Annotated in this window: 15 protein-coding genes; 5 read left to right on the top strand and 10 right to left on the bottom strand. The window is 60.9% G+C overall.

Translation table 11 applies throughout. The features are described 5' to 3' along the window. Window positions 1-29: 29 nt before the first annotated feature. Both BM216_RS16455 and BM216_RS16450 read right to left on the bottom strand, forming a co-directional pair. On the bottom strand, window positions 30-1,049 hold the full coding sequence (locus BM216_RS16455) for a GlxA family transcriptional regulator (protein ID WP_093000460.1): 1,020 nt from the start codon (window positions 1,047-1,049) through the stop codon (window positions 30-32). 247 nt (window positions 1,050-1,296) lie between these two features. Continuing rightward, window positions 1,297-1,494 carry a hypothetical protein gene (locus BM216_RS16450; protein ID WP_093000289.1) on the bottom strand — a complete coding sequence of 66 codons (198 nt, stop codon included), beginning with the start codon at window positions 1,492-1,494 and terminating at the stop codon, window positions 1,297-1,299. A 217-nt stretch (window positions 1,495-1,711) separates the two neighbouring features. Between BM216_RS16450 and BM216_RS16445 the strand changes: the two genes are divergently transcribed. Continuing rightward, a complete protein-coding gene (locus BM216_RS16445; protein ID WP_093000459.1) occupies window positions 1,712-2,608 on the top strand; it encodes a LysR family transcriptional regulator in 897 nt (298 codons plus the stop codon). Window positions 2,609-2,648: 40 nt separating this feature from the next. Here BM216_RS16445 and BM216_RS16440 read toward each other — a convergent pair whose 3' ends face one another. From BM216_RS16440 to BM216_RS16420, 5 genes are all read right to left on the bottom strand, one after another. Beyond that, window positions 2,649-4,685, bottom strand: a complete 2,037-nt coding sequence (locus BM216_RS16440) for an ASKHA domain-containing protein (RefSeq protein ID WP_093000288.1) — start codon at window positions 4,683-4,685, stop codon at window positions 2,649-2,651. A 10-nt stretch (window positions 4,686-4,695) separates the two neighbouring features. Further along, window positions 4,696-5,661, bottom strand: coding sequence for a methyltetrahydrofolate cobalamin methyltransferase (locus BM216_RS16435; protein WP_093000287.1), 966 nt, complete (start codon window positions 5,659-5,661; stop codon window positions 4,696-4,698). Window positions 5,662-5,708: 47 nt separating this feature from the next. After that, window positions 5,709-6,011 carry a virulence factor gene (locus tag BM216_RS16430; protein WP_093000286.1) on the bottom strand — a complete coding sequence of 101 codons (303 nt, stop codon included), beginning with the start codon at window positions 6,009-6,011 and terminating at the stop codon, window positions 5,709-5,711. A 90-nt stretch (window positions 6,012-6,101) separates the two neighbouring features. Further along, window positions 6,102-6,878 (bottom strand): formyl transferase, encoded by a 777-nt coding sequence (locus BM216_RS16425; protein WP_093000285.1) that lies wholly within the window; start codon window positions 6,876-6,878, stop codon window positions 6,102-6,104. A gap of 60 nt (window positions 6,879-6,938) precedes the next feature. After that, window positions 6,939-7,580 (bottom strand): DUF1638 domain-containing protein, encoded by a 642-nt coding sequence (locus tag BM216_RS16420; protein ID WP_093000284.1) that lies wholly within the window; start codon window positions 7,578-7,580, stop codon window positions 6,939-6,941. Window positions 7,581-7,594: 14 nt separating this feature from the next. On the opposite strand from BM216_RS16420, the gene BM216_RS16415 reads away from it, so the two are divergent. Next, a complete protein-coding gene (locus BM216_RS16415; protein WP_093000283.1) occupies window positions 7,595-7,753 on the top strand; it encodes an entericidin domain-containing protein in 159 nt (52 codons plus the stop codon). Between the two features lie 115 nt (window positions 7,754-7,868). Here BM216_RS16415 and BM216_RS16410 read toward each other — a convergent pair whose 3' ends face one another. Next, window positions 7,869-8,570, bottom strand: a complete 702-nt coding sequence (locus tag BM216_RS16410; RefSeq protein WP_093000282.1) for a corrinoid protein — start codon at window positions 8,568-8,570, stop codon at window positions 7,869-7,871. A 265-nt stretch (window positions 8,571-8,835) separates the two neighbouring features. On the opposite strand from BM216_RS16410, the gene BM216_RS16405 reads away from it, so the two are divergent. From BM216_RS16405 to BM216_RS16395, 3 genes are all read left to right on the top strand, one after another. Further along, window positions 8,836-10,410 carry a trimethylamine methyltransferase family protein gene (locus tag BM216_RS16405; protein WP_093000281.1) on the top strand — a complete coding sequence of 525 codons (1,575 nt, stop codon included), beginning with the start codon at window positions 8,836-8,838 and terminating at the stop codon, window positions 10,408-10,410. A 114-nt stretch (window positions 10,411-10,524) separates the two neighbouring features. After that, window positions 10,525-11,205, top strand: coding sequence for a 4Fe-4S dicluster domain-containing protein (locus tag BM216_RS16400; protein WP_093000280.1), 681 nt, complete (start codon window positions 10,525-10,527; stop codon window positions 11,203-11,205). A 97-nt stretch (window positions 11,206-11,302) separates the two neighbouring features. After that, window positions 11,303-11,668 carry a hypothetical protein gene (locus BM216_RS16395; RefSeq protein ID WP_177230817.1) on the top strand — a complete coding sequence of 122 codons (366 nt, stop codon included), beginning with the start codon at window positions 11,303-11,305 and terminating at the stop codon, window positions 11,666-11,668. Window positions 11,669-11,822: 154 nt separating this feature from the next. On the opposite strand, the gene BM216_RS16390 is transcribed toward BM216_RS16395, so the two are convergent. Continuing rightward, entirely contained in the window at window positions 11,823-12,173 is a 351-nt protein-coding gene (locus BM216_RS16390) for a hypothetical protein (RefSeq protein ID WP_093000278.1), read from the bottom strand. Between the two features lie 51 nt (window positions 12,174-12,224). Further along, window positions 12,225-13,238: a betaine--homocysteine S-methyltransferase gene (gene bmt / locus BM216_RS16385; protein WP_093000277.1), complete on the bottom strand. Its 1,014-nt coding sequence runs from the start codon at window positions 13,236-13,238 to the stop codon at window positions 12,225-12,227. Window positions 13,239-13,243: the final 5 nt, after the last annotated feature.

The following is a 13,243-nucleotide window of genomic DNA, read 5'->3' as shown; positions in this document are numbered from 1 at the left end:
TTCCATTTCGCGGTTCCGTGGAGGTGTCGTCAGACCACGACGCCGGTTCTTGACGTGCTGAGCGTCAGCTTGCGCTCGGCGCGTTCCTGCTGCGGGGAGCGATTGTAGACCTCGCGATAACATTTGGAGAAATGCGACGCGGAGACGAAGCCGCAGGCGACGGCGACTTCCACCACAGGCATGGACGACTGCACCAGCAGATGCCGGGCGCGATCAAGCCTGATCTCCAGATAATAGCGGGCGGGAGAGCGGCCCATCTCCTGGCGGAAGAGCCTTTCGATCTGTCGTCGCGAAAGGCCGGCGTCGTCGGCGATCTCCACCAGCGACAGCGGCTCGGCAAGGTTGTTCTCCATCAGCTCGATGATCGAGAGAACCTTGGAGTTCTGCACGCCGAGGCGCGCGCGCAGCGGCAGGCGCTGGCGGTCGTGCGGGTTGCGCACCCGGTCGGTCAGTTGCTGCTCACAGACCCGGTTGACGAGGTTCTCGCCGAAATCCTGGCCGATCAGGTTGAGCATCATGTCGAGCGAGGCGGTGCCGCCGGCGCAGGTATAGAGATTGCCGTCGACCTCATAGAGGTCGGCGTAGACCTCGGCCTGCGGAAATGCCTCTGCAAAGCCGGGCAGGTTTTCCCAATGGATGGCGCAGCGCTTGCCGTTCAGGAGCCCGGCCTGTGCCAGCACATGGGCGCCGGTGCAAAGGCTGCCTACAGCGATGCCGCGATTGTAGGTTTCGCGCAGCCAGGCGTTGACCGACTTGTTGTTGAATTCTTCGACATAGATGCCAGAACAGACCAGCACCATGTTGGGGCGGTTTTCACCGGCCAGATAGCGCCGTTCGTCAGCCAGCGACGAATTGACCTCTATGCCAATGCCGCTGGACGAATATACCTTCTGTCCATCGGCGGAACAGAGCCGCCAGGTATAGGCGGCGTAGCCCAGCATGCGGTTGGCGATCCGCAGCGTTTCGACTGCCGCCGAGAAGGGCAGCATGGTAAAATGCGGGACCAGAAAGAAGACGATAGACCGCTTCTTCGCCGGGCTCTTGCTCATCAGATCCATCGTCGTTCCCCTTGCTGCCGCTTTATGCGGTCTTGCACGTCTGAATGCGACATTCGCACGGACGCAGCGGATTAGAAGAGCTTTTGACGACAGGGAAATGGCATTTTTGCGACATGCAGGCGTCGCACAGGTGACAGGTGATCGGATAGGGCAGGTTCCCGCTATCGCCGAAATGCGACATGGCCTGCGGCTTTGTCTCCGCAGGCCATGTCGGCGGGTCCGTAATACATCTGAAGCCTTACTTGCTGATGGTCGTCGGCCAACCGATGTCCTTGCGGATTTCCTGGGGCAGGCTTTCAAGCATCCGCTCCGTCTTGCGTCGCTGCCAGGCAACTGTAATCCGTGCGACCAGTACACGCAGCCAGTCGAAAGCCGAGGGTTCCGTAGAATGCGTCTTGCGCGGATGATGAACGTGCAGGGAGGTTACCGTGCTCATCTTTGCTCTCCTTTGTTTCCTTGGGTGCTTCATGGCGCCGCATCTTGGAAATACGCGCAGCCAATCCGTCATTTGATCGAAGGTCTTGCCGACGCCGCATCAAGCTCTGTCGAGTATCGACGTCGTGCTTCGATGATCTGAAGTATCCTCCTCGTTTGACTTTCAATCAAATGAAATGATATGGTGCTTACGTTCAGATTTTTTGATGGAGGTTCCGATGAACGCGCCATTTCGTCCACCGCTTCAACTTCTCGACAATGACGTTTTGAGAACGTTTGTCGCCATTGCCGAGACCGGCAATTTCTCCACCGCCGCTGACGTGGTGCTGCGCACGCCGTCCGCGGTGTCGATGCAGATCAAGAAGCTCGAGGAACAGCTGAAGACCACGCTGTTTCTGCGGGATGCGCGCTCGGTGACGCTGACGCAGCACGGCGAGATGCTTCTGTCCTATGCAAGACGGATGATCGCGCTGTCCAACGAGGCGGTCTCGCGCTTCGTCATGCCCGAGCTTTCCGGCGTGGTGCGTCTCGGGGCACCGGACGATATCGCCGAACGGCTGCTGCCGAAGGTGCTGAAGGATTTCGGAGAGAGTTTTCCGGGCATCATGGTGGATGTCACGGTTGACCAGAGTCTTCTGTTGCGCAAGCGGATGGACGAACAGCGCCTGGACCTTGCGCTGATCAACTGCGCCACGCGGCCGTTTCCGACGATCGGCGAAATCATCCATACGGAAAAGCTGGTCTGGGCGGGAGCCAAATGCGGCAATGCCTATCTGCGCGATCCGTTGCCGATCTCCGTCTGGGAAGACGGCTGCGTGTGGCGCCAGGATGCGATCTCGCAGCTCGACAAGCACAAGCGCAGCTATCGCATTGCTTATGCCAGCGCCCATACGATGGCGCAGCGCGCGGCCGTCCTTTCCGACCTTGCCATCGCGCCTTTCCCGCTGTCCTACGTGACCGAGGACATGCAAGTCCTCGGACCGAAGGAAGGACTGCCGGAATTGATCAATTTCGACATTCGGCTGCTGACCGCGCCGAACCTTTCTGTTCCGGCCAAGGCAGTGGCAGAAAGCATGAAGGAAGCTTTCGGTTCGGCGGTCGCCGCCGCAGCCTGATCAATATAGCAGTGGAGCTGCCGGGTCGCCTCGGCAGTCCCTATTCCCGCGAACGGCGGCGCCTGCGCCCGCCGTCGCTGCCACCCTCTGCGATAGCCTTCTTCTCCGGCAAGGTGACGACACTCGCAAGGTTCGGAAATGCATCGACCTTGTTCGGCAGAGCCATCGCGTCGACGAAGAGCTGCTGGAAGTTCGGCTCCAGCGCGGTCTCGATCTTCTCGATACGCTTGACGGTCTCTTCGATTTCACGACGGAAATCGCGGTTGAGAAGCGCCATCAATGCACCGGTGCCGGCAGCATTGCCGACCGCCTTGACCTCAGCGAGGTCGCAGTCGGGGATCAGGCCCAGCACCATGGCGTATTTCGGATCGATGAAGGAGCCGAATGCGCCGGCAAAGCGGATCGTATCGACCGTTTCGGCCCCCTGTTTCTCCATCAGCAGCTTGATGCCGGCGTAAAGCGCCGCCTTGGCAAGCTGGATAGCGCGCACGTCATTCTGTGTCACGACGATGCGCTGCGCGCCGTCGTGCAGCAGATAGGAGAAGGTGCGGCCGTTCTGCAGAATGCGCGGGCTCTTTTCCGCCATCGAGCCGTCAACAACGCCGTCTTCGGAAATGATGCCGCAGAGATACATTTCCGCGACCACTTCGATGATCGCCGAACCGCAGATGCCGGTCACGCCGACTTTCTCGGCACCGTCCCAGAAGCCTTCTTCGTCCGACCACTGCTCCACTCCGATAACCTTGAAGCGCGGTTCCAGTGTCTCGGGGTCGATGCGGACGCGCTCGATGGCTCCGGGAGCGGCACGCTGGCCGCCCGATATTTCCGCCCCTTCGAAAGCAGGGCCGGTGGGCGAGGAGGCGGCGACGACACGATCGCGGTTGCCGAGCACAATCTCTGCATTGGTGCCGACATCGACAAGCAGCATCATCTTGTCCTGCCGGTGCGGTCCTTCAGACAAGGTTGCCCCCGCAGCATCGGCGCCGACATGGCCTGCAATGCAGGGCAGGAGATAGACGCGGGCACCGTGATTGATGTCGAGATCGATTTCCCGTGACCATGTATGGACCGCGCCCGAGACCGCGAGCGCGAACGGTGCCTGGCCGAGCTCAGTCGGGTCTATGCCGAGGAAAAGATGGTGCATGATCGGATTGGCGACGAAGACGGCGTCGAGAATGTCGTTCGGATCGACGCCGCTTTCCTGACAGACCCTGGCGGTCAGGTCGTTGATCGCCTGGCGCACCGCCGTGGTCATAGCCTCGCGCCCGTCAGGATTCATCATCACATAGGAGACGCGGCTCATCAGGTCTTCGCCGAAGCGGATCTGCGGATTGGGGGCGCCGGAGGAGGCGACGACCCGGCCCGACAAGAGCGACACGAGGTGCATGGCGATCGTCGTCGAGCCGATGTCGCAGGCAATGCCATAGGCCTCGTTGTGCAGTCCGGGCCAGAGGGCGATCAGGTTTGGACGCGAGCCCTCGATATCTCGGTGGATCGCGGCAGTAACGCCCCAATTGCCCTTGCGCAGCGTCTTCTGGATATCCGGCAGCAGATGCTGGGCGACGAGGATGTTCTGAAAACCCCAGTCCTTCTCCAGCATGGCGTTCAGGCGGTCGAGATCGCCGAGCGGCTTGTGCATGTCGGGTTCGTCGACCTCGACATAGCAGAGCTGGATCGCGGGATTGCGGTCGAAGGTCTTGTCGGTTGCTGCCTTGCGGATGACCTGGGCGTTTACGACGGTATCCTGCGGGACGTCGACGACGAGATCGCCGAGGATCTGGGCCGAACAGGAGAGGCGACGCCCGGCAGGAATGGTGCGGACATCCGCATAGCGCTGCTCCTTAGGGCCGACAGGCGAGATGTGATCGACCGCGGAGACGATGCCGTGCTTGGCGAAGCTGCCTTCCTGCACCTCGATCTGACAGCGACCGCAGGTGGCCCGTCCGCCGCAGACGCTTTCGACATAGACCCCGAGGTGGCGCGCGGCATCGAGCACCGACGTGCCGACCGGAAACCTGCCGCGCTTGCCGGACGGCATGAAGAGGACGAGGGGATCTCTTTGCGAAATGTCTGCCATTCTGTCCTGCTTATTCCACCCTTGCTCCGGCGCCGGCCCGTGCCGCACGTCCGCCGCGGCGCCCGCCACCGGCGGATGGGGCAGGAGCGCTGGCTGCGGCCGCGCCGCCTTCGGCCGGCTTGTAATCGCGATAGGTCATGATCCAGTTGCTGCAATTCTGGTCGGTGCCATTCAGCACGTTTGCGGCACGCACTGCTTCCATTTCCTGTGGGCGGCAGGGGTTCATGATGGCTGAGGTCATGCCGGCGCCGATCACCATCGGGATGAAGCCGGCATTGATGCCGTGGCGATGGGGCAGGCCGAAGGAGATGTTGGATAGGCCGCAGGTGGTGTTGACCTTCAACTCCTCGCGCAGGCGCCTCAGCAATGCGAAGACCTGGCGGCCGGCATCGCCCAGCGCGCCGATCGGCATGACGAGCGGGTCGACGACGATGTCATGGCTCTTGATACCGTAGTCGGCTGCCCGCTCGACGATCTTCTTTGCGACGGCGAAACGGACGTCCGGATCCATCGAAATGCCGGTCTCGTCGTTGGAAATCGCCACGACCGGCACGTCGTATTTCTTGCAGAGCGGCAGGATGGCCTCGAGCTTTTCTTCCTCGCCGGTGACGGAATTGACCAGCGGCCGGCCCTTGGCGACTTTCAGCGCCGCTTCGATCGCGGCGGTCACCGAGCTGTCGATCGACAGCGGCACGTCCACGAGCCCCTGCACGATTTCCAGCGTCTGGACGAGGAGGCCGGGCTCGGTCTCGTTCGGATTGACGGACGTGACGCCGGCGTTGACGTCGAGCATGGTCGCGCCTGCGGCCACCTGTTCCAGCGCATCCTTGATGACGGTATCGAAATTGCCCTCGATCATTTCCGCCGCTAGCTTCTTGCGGCCGGTCGGGTTGGTCCGCTCGCCGATGACGCAGAAGGGCTGGTCAAAGCCGATCACGACTTCCCGGGTTGCAGATGCGACGATGGTGCGGGTCATGTCTTTCTCCGGCTATGAGGAGGAATGATGAGATGGTTTAAGGATAATCAGGCGGCTTCCCGCCCACCGGCTTTGACCAGCATCACGAGCCGTTCCCTGTCATAAGTGCTTTCCAGTTCCTCAGCCGCCCTGTCGGCCTCGGCTTCAAGGTCGTCGGAGACGGGAATGGGGTCGGCCTTGCGCCATTCGGCAAGATAGTCGTCGGTCTCGGCGGCACCGGTGCGCATCGCGCACATGTCGATCGCCTCTGTAAAACGCAGGGAGAGCTCGCGCTTGGCGGTCTGGCGTCCCTTCTTGATGATCACCTGGGCGGGGATATCCCGCCAGTAGACGACGATGCGGTCTGCCATGAACTCCTCCGAACAAGCCTAGAACATGCACCGGCGACGCGCCGGGGACTGCGCTTGGCACGACGTCGCAGGGAGCAAAAAGCGACGTCACTACCAGATACCTTTGGTAATCCCGTGTCGGATCCACGTCCAGATCGGCGGTGGGTATCTCAACGCCGATCTGCCGGTCGGTCTGTAGGGGCGTAGATTCCCTGAAAGCGCGTCTTCAATCGCCTTGATGGCGATGCCCGTCGAGGCTGCCGTGAGAAGCAACGGATATGTTGCGATCGTGTCTGCACCGGAAGGCGTCACGCGATGTTCGTGGAGGCTCCCGCCCGTATCCACGCCGGCATCGACGAGATGGACGGTGGCACCGAAATTTTTCTCGTCCTCTTCCACGCGCGCCCAGTAGCCACCCATCTGTCCGCGATACATGGGGTTGATTCCGGCATGGAAGTTGATGACGGGGCAGGGGATTGCGGCAAGCGTCGCCTTGGAGAGAATGCCGCAGGAAATGGTGAAAACGACAGCCGGCGAAAGCTCTATCACCGCGGCGTGACATTCCGCGCTGTTGATTGAAGAGACATGCTTCATCGGCATGGCGGGATCACGGCGCTCGGAGAGCCCGAACTGGCGGATGATTTCCTCGCTTCGCCGCTCAGCGAGTTTCTTGCCCAATCGCGAGGCAATCATTGTCGCCATTTGGCCTGTGGCATTCAGCCAGCCGAGATTTCGTGCCCGACGTCTGAGAATTTCTCCCTTGGTCTCAGGTCGTTCCTCAATGACATGCAGATCGGGGAAACGCGCTGCCAGCGCATTTATCATCACCTGCGGGTTTACGCCGCCCGCGGTCATTACCACGATCTTGGATGAGGGGACCTGCTGCATCTGCCGCTCCGCGCCGGACTGGTGTTCCGCGAACCTTGCCGACAAGCGAGAAAGAAAGGATTAAGCCGAGCGGATCGCGGCGGTCAGGTCGCCGTAACCAGTGAAGCGATATTCGTATTCCAGTCCGAGATACTCGGCTGCCTCGCGTGCCTTGCGCTGCAGGTCCGCGTCCTCCTCCTGGCTCAGATAGACGAGTTTTCGGTAATTGCCGAAATACATGTCCTTCAGTTCCGGATGGCGGTCGAGGCCGAGCGGCTCGATGACGAAGGCGCGAAACTGGCGGGCAAGAAAATCCGTCAGGAAGAAGGAGAGGATGTCGTCGTCGGCCTTCTCGTCAAATACATTGTTGCCGGAGAAGAATGAATAACAGTGAGGACCGGCTATGCGGGCGATGCCTTCTCGCTCGCAGAGGCGGTCGATGTCGCCGCCGGTGCCGCAGTCGGCATAGGCAAAGAAGATGCGAGTGAAGCCGTTTTGGCGCGCTTCGGCGACCGCTTTTTCCAGTCCCGGAACGATCTTCTGCGGATAAGCATGCCAGATGGCGGGCAGGCAGTTGAGATCGATGTGATCGAGACCCTGTTGCCGCGAAACCGCAAGAATCTCGCGTGCGATCGCTCCGCACGCAATGACGTGAACCTTTTCCGACTTCAAACGTTCCATAGCCGGAAAATCACTTTCCGACACATTTTGATCCTTACCCATCGGAGTATTCCATCATGACGGCCAAGACAGTTACGGTTATCGCTGCCCTTTTCGCTATTACGGCATCGCTTAGCTCTTGTGGCAACACTATCCGCGGCATGGGTCAGGATACGGCCAATACCGTGAACGCCACGCAGGATGCGGGCCACCGCGTCGGCAAGGCTGCCCAGTAAAGAATACCGGCAACCGCTGGGCTGATTGCACCGCGCTCGTCAGATGGCGACCGCGGTGCGAAACTTTTTTTCTGCGGAAGCGCGGGTTGCGCCCACCGATATCGCTCAGATTTCCTTACGCTCCGGCGGCCAGCCGATTGTGCCTGCGCGAAAGGAAATCCTTGGCAGTTTCGACAGCGACAGCTGCATCGCGGCAATAGGCGTCGGCCCCCACGGCCTTGCCGAATTCCTCGTTCAGAGGCGCTCCGCCGACCAGCACGACGTAATCGTCGCGAATACCCTTTTCCTTCATCGTGTCGATCACGACCTTCATATAAGGCATGGTTGTCGTCAAAAGCGCCGACATCCCGAGGATGTCCGGCTTTTCCCGTTCGATCGCATCGAGATAGTTCTCGACAGGATTGTTGATGCCGAGATCGACGACGTCGAAGCCGGCGCCTTCCATCATCATGCCGACCAGGTTCTTGCCGATGTCGTGGATGTCGCCCTTGACCGTGCCGATGACGACCTTGCCGAGCTTCGGCGCACCGGTTTCGGCCAGAAGCGGGCGCAGGATCGCCATGCCCGCCTTCATCGCATTGGCGGAGAGAAGCACCTCCGGCACGAAGAGAATGCCATCGCGGAAGTCGATACCCACAATGCGCATGCCCTCGACCAGCGCCTGGGTCAGCACGTCGTAAGGCGTCCAGCCGCGTTCGAGCAGGATGTTGGTCGCCTCTTCGATTTCCTCCTTCAAGCCGTCGTAGAGGTCGTCATGCATCTGCTGAACGAGCTCTTCGTCGGAGAGCTCCGCGAGAATGATTTCGTCGTCGGACATGAATTCTCTTCCCTAGGTTAGAGGCGATTGCTCAAATCGCATTGACACCTGCAACTATGTCTAGCTGGAAATTGTTTCGCAATTTCTTTCGGAAGCGACAGGCCGACGTCGGAAAGAGGATGGTCGCCGCCTCATGTCGCAAATGTCTGTCTCGTGCAAATGCGTGACGCAGGAAGGCAGGGGAGGACTTGCCGGGAAGCCTAGCATGGCGCATCAGGAGAATGGGAGCAGTCCCAGGCCAGAAACGGCATAGGCGAGGAAAATCATGGACGACATCAGCCAGCAGACGGACGCAGCAGGCGGTTCGGGACGACGCGGGCGCGGCGAGCGGGGAGCGGCCGGCAGGCGTGCGGCACGCACAGGCGGCGGCCCGGGCGCATCGCTGCCCTATATCACCCGCAAAATCGGCGTCTACGAAGTCCTCGACGAAGAAGGGCTCCAGCTGATCGAGCGTAACGCCGACACCATCCTGGAAGAGATCGGCATCGAGTTCCGCGACGACGAGGAAGCACTTGAACTGTGGGCCGCAGCCGGCGCCGACGTTCGGGGCAGCCGCGTGCATTTCCCGAAGGGGCTTTGCCGCGAATTGTTGAAGACGGCGCCGAAGGAATTCACCTGGCACGCCCGCAACCCCGAGCGCAGCGTCCATGTCGGCGGCAAGGCGACGATCTTTGCGCCGGTCTATGGACCTCCCTTCGTGCGCGATCTCGACGGCAACCGCCGTTACGCGACGATCGAGGACTTCCGCAATTTCGTAAAACTGTCCTACCTGGCGCCGTCGATGCACTCATCGGGCGGCACGGTGTGCGAGCCGGTCGACGTGCCGGTCAACAAGCGCCATCTCGACATGGTCTACAGCCATATCAAATATTCCGACAAGCCGTTCATGGGCTCGGTCACGGCGCCGGAACGCGCCGAAGATACGATCGCCATGGCGAAGCTCGTCTTCGGCGACGAATTCGTCGAGAACAATTGCGTCACGCTCAACCTCATCAACGCCAATTCGCCGATGGTCTTCGACGGGACGATGCTTGGGGCGCTCAAGGTGTATGCGCGACATAACCAGGCCTCGGTCGTCTCTCCCTTCATCCTGTCGGGTGCAATGAGCCCGGTTACCGTTGCCGGCACCTTGACACAGATCCTTGCCGAAGTGCTGGCGGGTGCTGCGACGACGCAGCTTATCCGCAAGGGCGCACCGGTCCTCTTCGGCACCTTCGCTGCATCCATTTCGATGCAGTCCGGTGCACCGACCTTCGGTACGCCGGAACCCTCGCTGGTCTCCTATGGTGCTGCCCAGCTCGCACGGCGTCTGGGCCTTCCGTTCCGTACCGGCGGCTCGCTTTGCGCCTCCAAGGTGCCGGATGCGCAGGCGGCGCATGAATCGGCGAACACGCTCAACATGACGCTGCTTGCCGGCACGAATTTCGTGCTCCATGCAGCCGGCTGGCTGGAAGGCGGCCTGGTTTCCTCCTACGAAAAATTCATGATCGACCAGGACCAACTCGGCATGATGCAGAAGATGGCAGAGGGCGTCGACCTCTCGACGGAAGGGCAGGCGCTCGACGCGATCCGCGAAGTCGGGCCCGGCAGCCACTATCTCGGTTGCGGCCATACCCAGGCGCATTTCCAAACTGCCTTCTATCGTTCTCCTCTCGCCGACAACAATTCGTTCGAACAGTGGGAAATCGAAGGCTCCAAGCGAATCGAGGATCGTGCCAACGCTCTTTGCCGGTCGTGGCTCGACCATTACGAAGCACCGCCGCTTGATCCGGCAATCGACGAGGCTCTGCTTGCCTTCATCAAGGACCGCAAGGACTCGATGCCCGACGCCTTCACTTGAAGAGAGCCCGAGGCCGCCAGGGAGCAAGGCGGCGCCCGGATGGTGGCCGACTTCATCCAGGGGAGCGTCTGGAGACCGCATTATGAATACAAGGGTCCTCGCTGAGAATGAAGGATGAGCGGCCTTTTCTCCATCCGTGAGGCGATCGAGGCAGCGCTGAAGCCGAGCGGCATTCTCTTTCGCGGCACGGTGGATTTCGAGGCGGGTGAGGGACCTCTTCTCGCAAACGGCCAGAGGGCGGCTTCCGTCATGCTGCTGGGCAATGCGGGCGGCTCGATCTGGCCCGCCTTTTCGCTGTGGCGGCGGAGCCATGACGGCGTACATCCGCTCGACAGATGGTCGAAAGAGATCATCCGGCCACTGGCGGAAGAATACGATGGTACCGCCTACTTTCCTTCCGATGAGCCCTGGCAGCCGTTCCAGCAATGGGCGATGCGGGCCGAGGGGCTGAAACCCTCGCCACTGGGCATTCTCATTCATCCGGAATATGGCCTCTGGCATGGCTATCGCGGCGCGATCGGCCTGCCGTATGCAATCGGAAGCAAGGTCACCGCCGAGAGACATCCCTGCGAGACCTGTGAAACACGGCCTTGCCTTGCCGCGTGTCCGGTGGGCGCTATCGATATCGACCCGGCTAAGTCTGCCCTTCAGGACTGTCGAAGTCATTTGCTCACGCAAGCGGGTAGGGATGGCTGCATGATCTCCGGTTGTCTCGCCCGAAATGCCTGTCCGGTCGGGCCTGAATATCGCTATCCGCCGGAGCAGTTGCAGTTCCACATGGAAAGCCTGGACTAGGCCGCGTCACAATGGACATTGCGTCCGGGGACCGAAGCGCTAAATTGATAGGGCCTGACGTATAGAACCACCTGGGAGGAGTGATTTTATGAAGCGAATGTGGCCCGAAGAATTCGACTACGTTCTTGAAAATGCAGAAGAGGTGACGCTGGAGGCGCCGGCGTTTGTAGGCAAGGATGGCTTGCAGCACGACGCGATCAATCGGAAGGCCCTGAAGATTCGTATCGCGGAACAGGACTTCCAGCGGATATGGCCGCTTGCCGAAGCGCGCTATCGGCTTGGCGGAAAATTCGCCGGCAAGGCCGTGACGCTCATCGCCAACAATCCCCATTACCACAGCTGGCATCCGGCCGATGGCGGAACCGCCGACGCGGCATCAGACGGTGGCGTCAGGCCCACGACAAAATATGTCATAGCCCATTTTCTGCTGGACGATGTTCGGGACGCAGCCGTCGCCGCGTGATCGTTTGGCTGATGCTACAATGAGGATCGGCGATTAGGTCGTCGATCCTCGTAAGGCCAATCCGGGAATTGCCGATTGCGCAGCATAAGGCGCTGTTCGGCTATAAACCTTCTTTTCGCTGATACGCTGAAGCGGTACGGCCGGTCGCCTGTGCCTAGACGGGTGCCTTGGGATAGGCCCGCTCCATTCCGCCGGAGCGTGTCAGGCCATCCTTGAATGCCTGATAGGCGGGATGCTGGCTCGATTTGGCCGCCTCGGAAAGACGGATCTGAAGGCGGGCAGGCGCAGCATTGCCGATCCATTCTCCGCATTTCTGGAGCTTCAGGGAATTGAGGAAAGGCGCTTCAGAGGCCTGATCCAGGTAGAGGTGAAGACCGGCAAGGATGAGATCGTCGCTTGCCGGGTTTTCCATGAGGAGCGTCAGCCAGGCCTGCTTTTCATCCGAAAGGCTGTTCAGTCCCTCGGCCACCGTTTCCCGGCTTCCGATCGGCGATACGCTGCTCATGTGTCTTCTCCGCTGGCGCATCGCCCCGAGGACGATGCGCTATTTTATAGATCAACCGCGGCGGCGACGGCGTTCTCGGCCGGAATCGCCACCGGATTCGCTGGCGGTCTTATTGCGGAGCGGACCGATCTTGTCGACGATTTCCTCGATCGTCGGACGAGGACGTGGTGTATAATCGTCAAGTGCCGCGCGCATGGCCGCCAGATGCTCGCAGGACGTGCCGCAGCAGCCGCCGATGATCTTGGCGCCGGCATCACGGGCCAGCCGCGCATATTCGGCCATCAGCGGCGGAGTGCCGGAATAATAGATCTCGGAACCGCGAAATTCGGGAATGCCGCAATTGCCCTTGACGATGGTAATCGCATCCGGCGCTGCCTCGGTCATGTCCAGCAGCGAGGAGAGGATGTCCGAGGCGCCGACGCCGCAATTGGCACCAACCGCTTCCGGTCCGGTACCGATATTGCTTGCCACCTGATGGATGTCCTTCGGATTGAGGCCCATCATCGTCTTGCCGGCCGTATCGAACGAACCGGTATAGGTATAGGGCAGGCCGACCTTGGTTGCGGCCTCGGCGGCAGCGCGGATTTCATCCGGCGCCGACATGGTCTCGATCCAGGCAACATCGACGCCGCCGGCCTTCAATCCCTCGATCTGCTCGACGAAAGCGGCGACCGCATCCTCATAGGACAATGCGCCAAGCGGGATCAGCAGCTCGCCGGTTGGGCCGACCGAGCCCGCGACGATCACCTTTCGGCCCGCGCCGTCGGCGACCGCACGCGCGATTTCCGCGGCCCGCTTGTTGAGGTCGAATACCCGATCCTGCGCGTGATGGAGCTTCAGGCGATGCCGCGTCCCGCCGAACGTATTGGTGAGGATGATGTCGGCACCGGCATCGACGAAATCCTGATGCAGCTTGGTGATCCGCTCCGGATGCGCCTCGTTCCACATTTCCGGCGCTTCGCCGGCCTCGAGGCCCGCGGAAAACAGGTTCGTGCCCGTTGCGCCATCGGCCAGCAGGACGCCCTTTTCGGCTAGCAGATCGGTCAAGGCATTGGTCGTCGGCATGGCAT

This window comes from Rhizobium sp. NFR07, from assembly GCF_900111905.1.
Classification (GTDB): Bacteria; Pseudomonadota; Alphaproteobacteria; order Rhizobiales; family Rhizobiaceae; genus Neorhizobium.
Note: the sequence above shows the minus strand (reverse complement) of the source record. Positions and strands in the feature narration are given on the sequence as shown.

Excerpts from the sequence above, each read along its gene's own strand:
- BM216_RS16455 (WP_093000460.1), bottom strand. The coding sequence starts at position 1,049 with ATGAGCAAGAGCCCGGCGAAGAAGCGGTCTATCGTCTTCTTTCTGGTC.
- BM216_RS16450 (WP_093000289.1), bottom strand. The coding sequence starts at position 1,494 with ATGAGCACGGTAACCTCCCTGCACGTTCATCATCCGCGCAAGACGCAT.
- BM216_RS16445 (WP_093000459.1), top strand. The coding sequence starts at position 1,712 with ATGAACGCGCCATTTCGTCCACCGCTTCAACTTCTCGACAATGACGTT.
- BM216_RS16440 (WP_093000288.1), bottom strand. The coding sequence starts at position 4,685 with ATGGCAGACATTTCGCAAAGAGATCCCCTCGTCCTCTTCATGCCGTCC.
- BM216_RS16435 (WP_093000287.1), bottom strand. The coding sequence starts at position 5,661 with ATGACCCGCACCATCGTCGCATCTGCAACCCGGGAAGTCGTGATCGGC.
- BM216_RS16430 (WP_093000286.1), bottom strand. The coding sequence starts at position 6,011 with ATGGCAGACCGCATCGTCGTCTACTGGCGGGATATCCCCGCCCAGGTG.
- BM216_RS16425 (WP_093000285.1), bottom strand. The coding sequence starts at position 6,878 with ATGCAGCAGGTCCCCTCATCCAAGATCGTGGTAATGACCGCGGGCGGC.
- BM216_RS16420 (WP_093000284.1), bottom strand. The coding sequence starts at position 7,580 with ATGGGTAAGGATCAAAATGTGTCGGAAAGTGATTTTCCGGCTATGGAA.
- BM216_RS16415 (WP_093000283.1), top strand. The coding sequence starts at position 7,595 with ATGACGGCCAAGACAGTTACGGTTATCGCTGCCCTTTTCGCTATTACG.
- BM216_RS16410 (WP_093000282.1), bottom strand. The coding sequence starts at position 8,570 with ATGTCCGACGACGAAATCATTCTCGCGGAGCTCTCCGACGAAGAGCTC.
- BM216_RS16405 (WP_093000281.1), top strand. The coding sequence starts at position 8,836 with ATGGACGACATCAGCCAGCAGACGGACGCAGCAGGCGGTTCGGGACGA.
- BM216_RS16400 (WP_093000280.1), top strand. The coding sequence starts at position 10,525 with ATGAGCGGCCTTTTCTCCATCCGTGAGGCGATCGAGGCAGCGCTGAAG.
- BM216_RS16395 (WP_177230817.1), top strand. The coding sequence starts at position 11,303 with ATGTGGCCCGAAGAATTCGACTACGTTCTTGAAAATGCAGAAGAGGTG.
- BM216_RS16390 (WP_093000278.1), bottom strand. The coding sequence starts at position 12,173 with ATGAGCAGCGTATCGCCGATCGGAAGCCGGGAAACGGTGGCCGAGGGA.
- bmt (WP_093000277.1), bottom strand. The coding sequence starts at position 13,238 with ATGCCGACGACCAATGCCTTGACCGATCTGCTAGCCGAAAAGGGCGTC.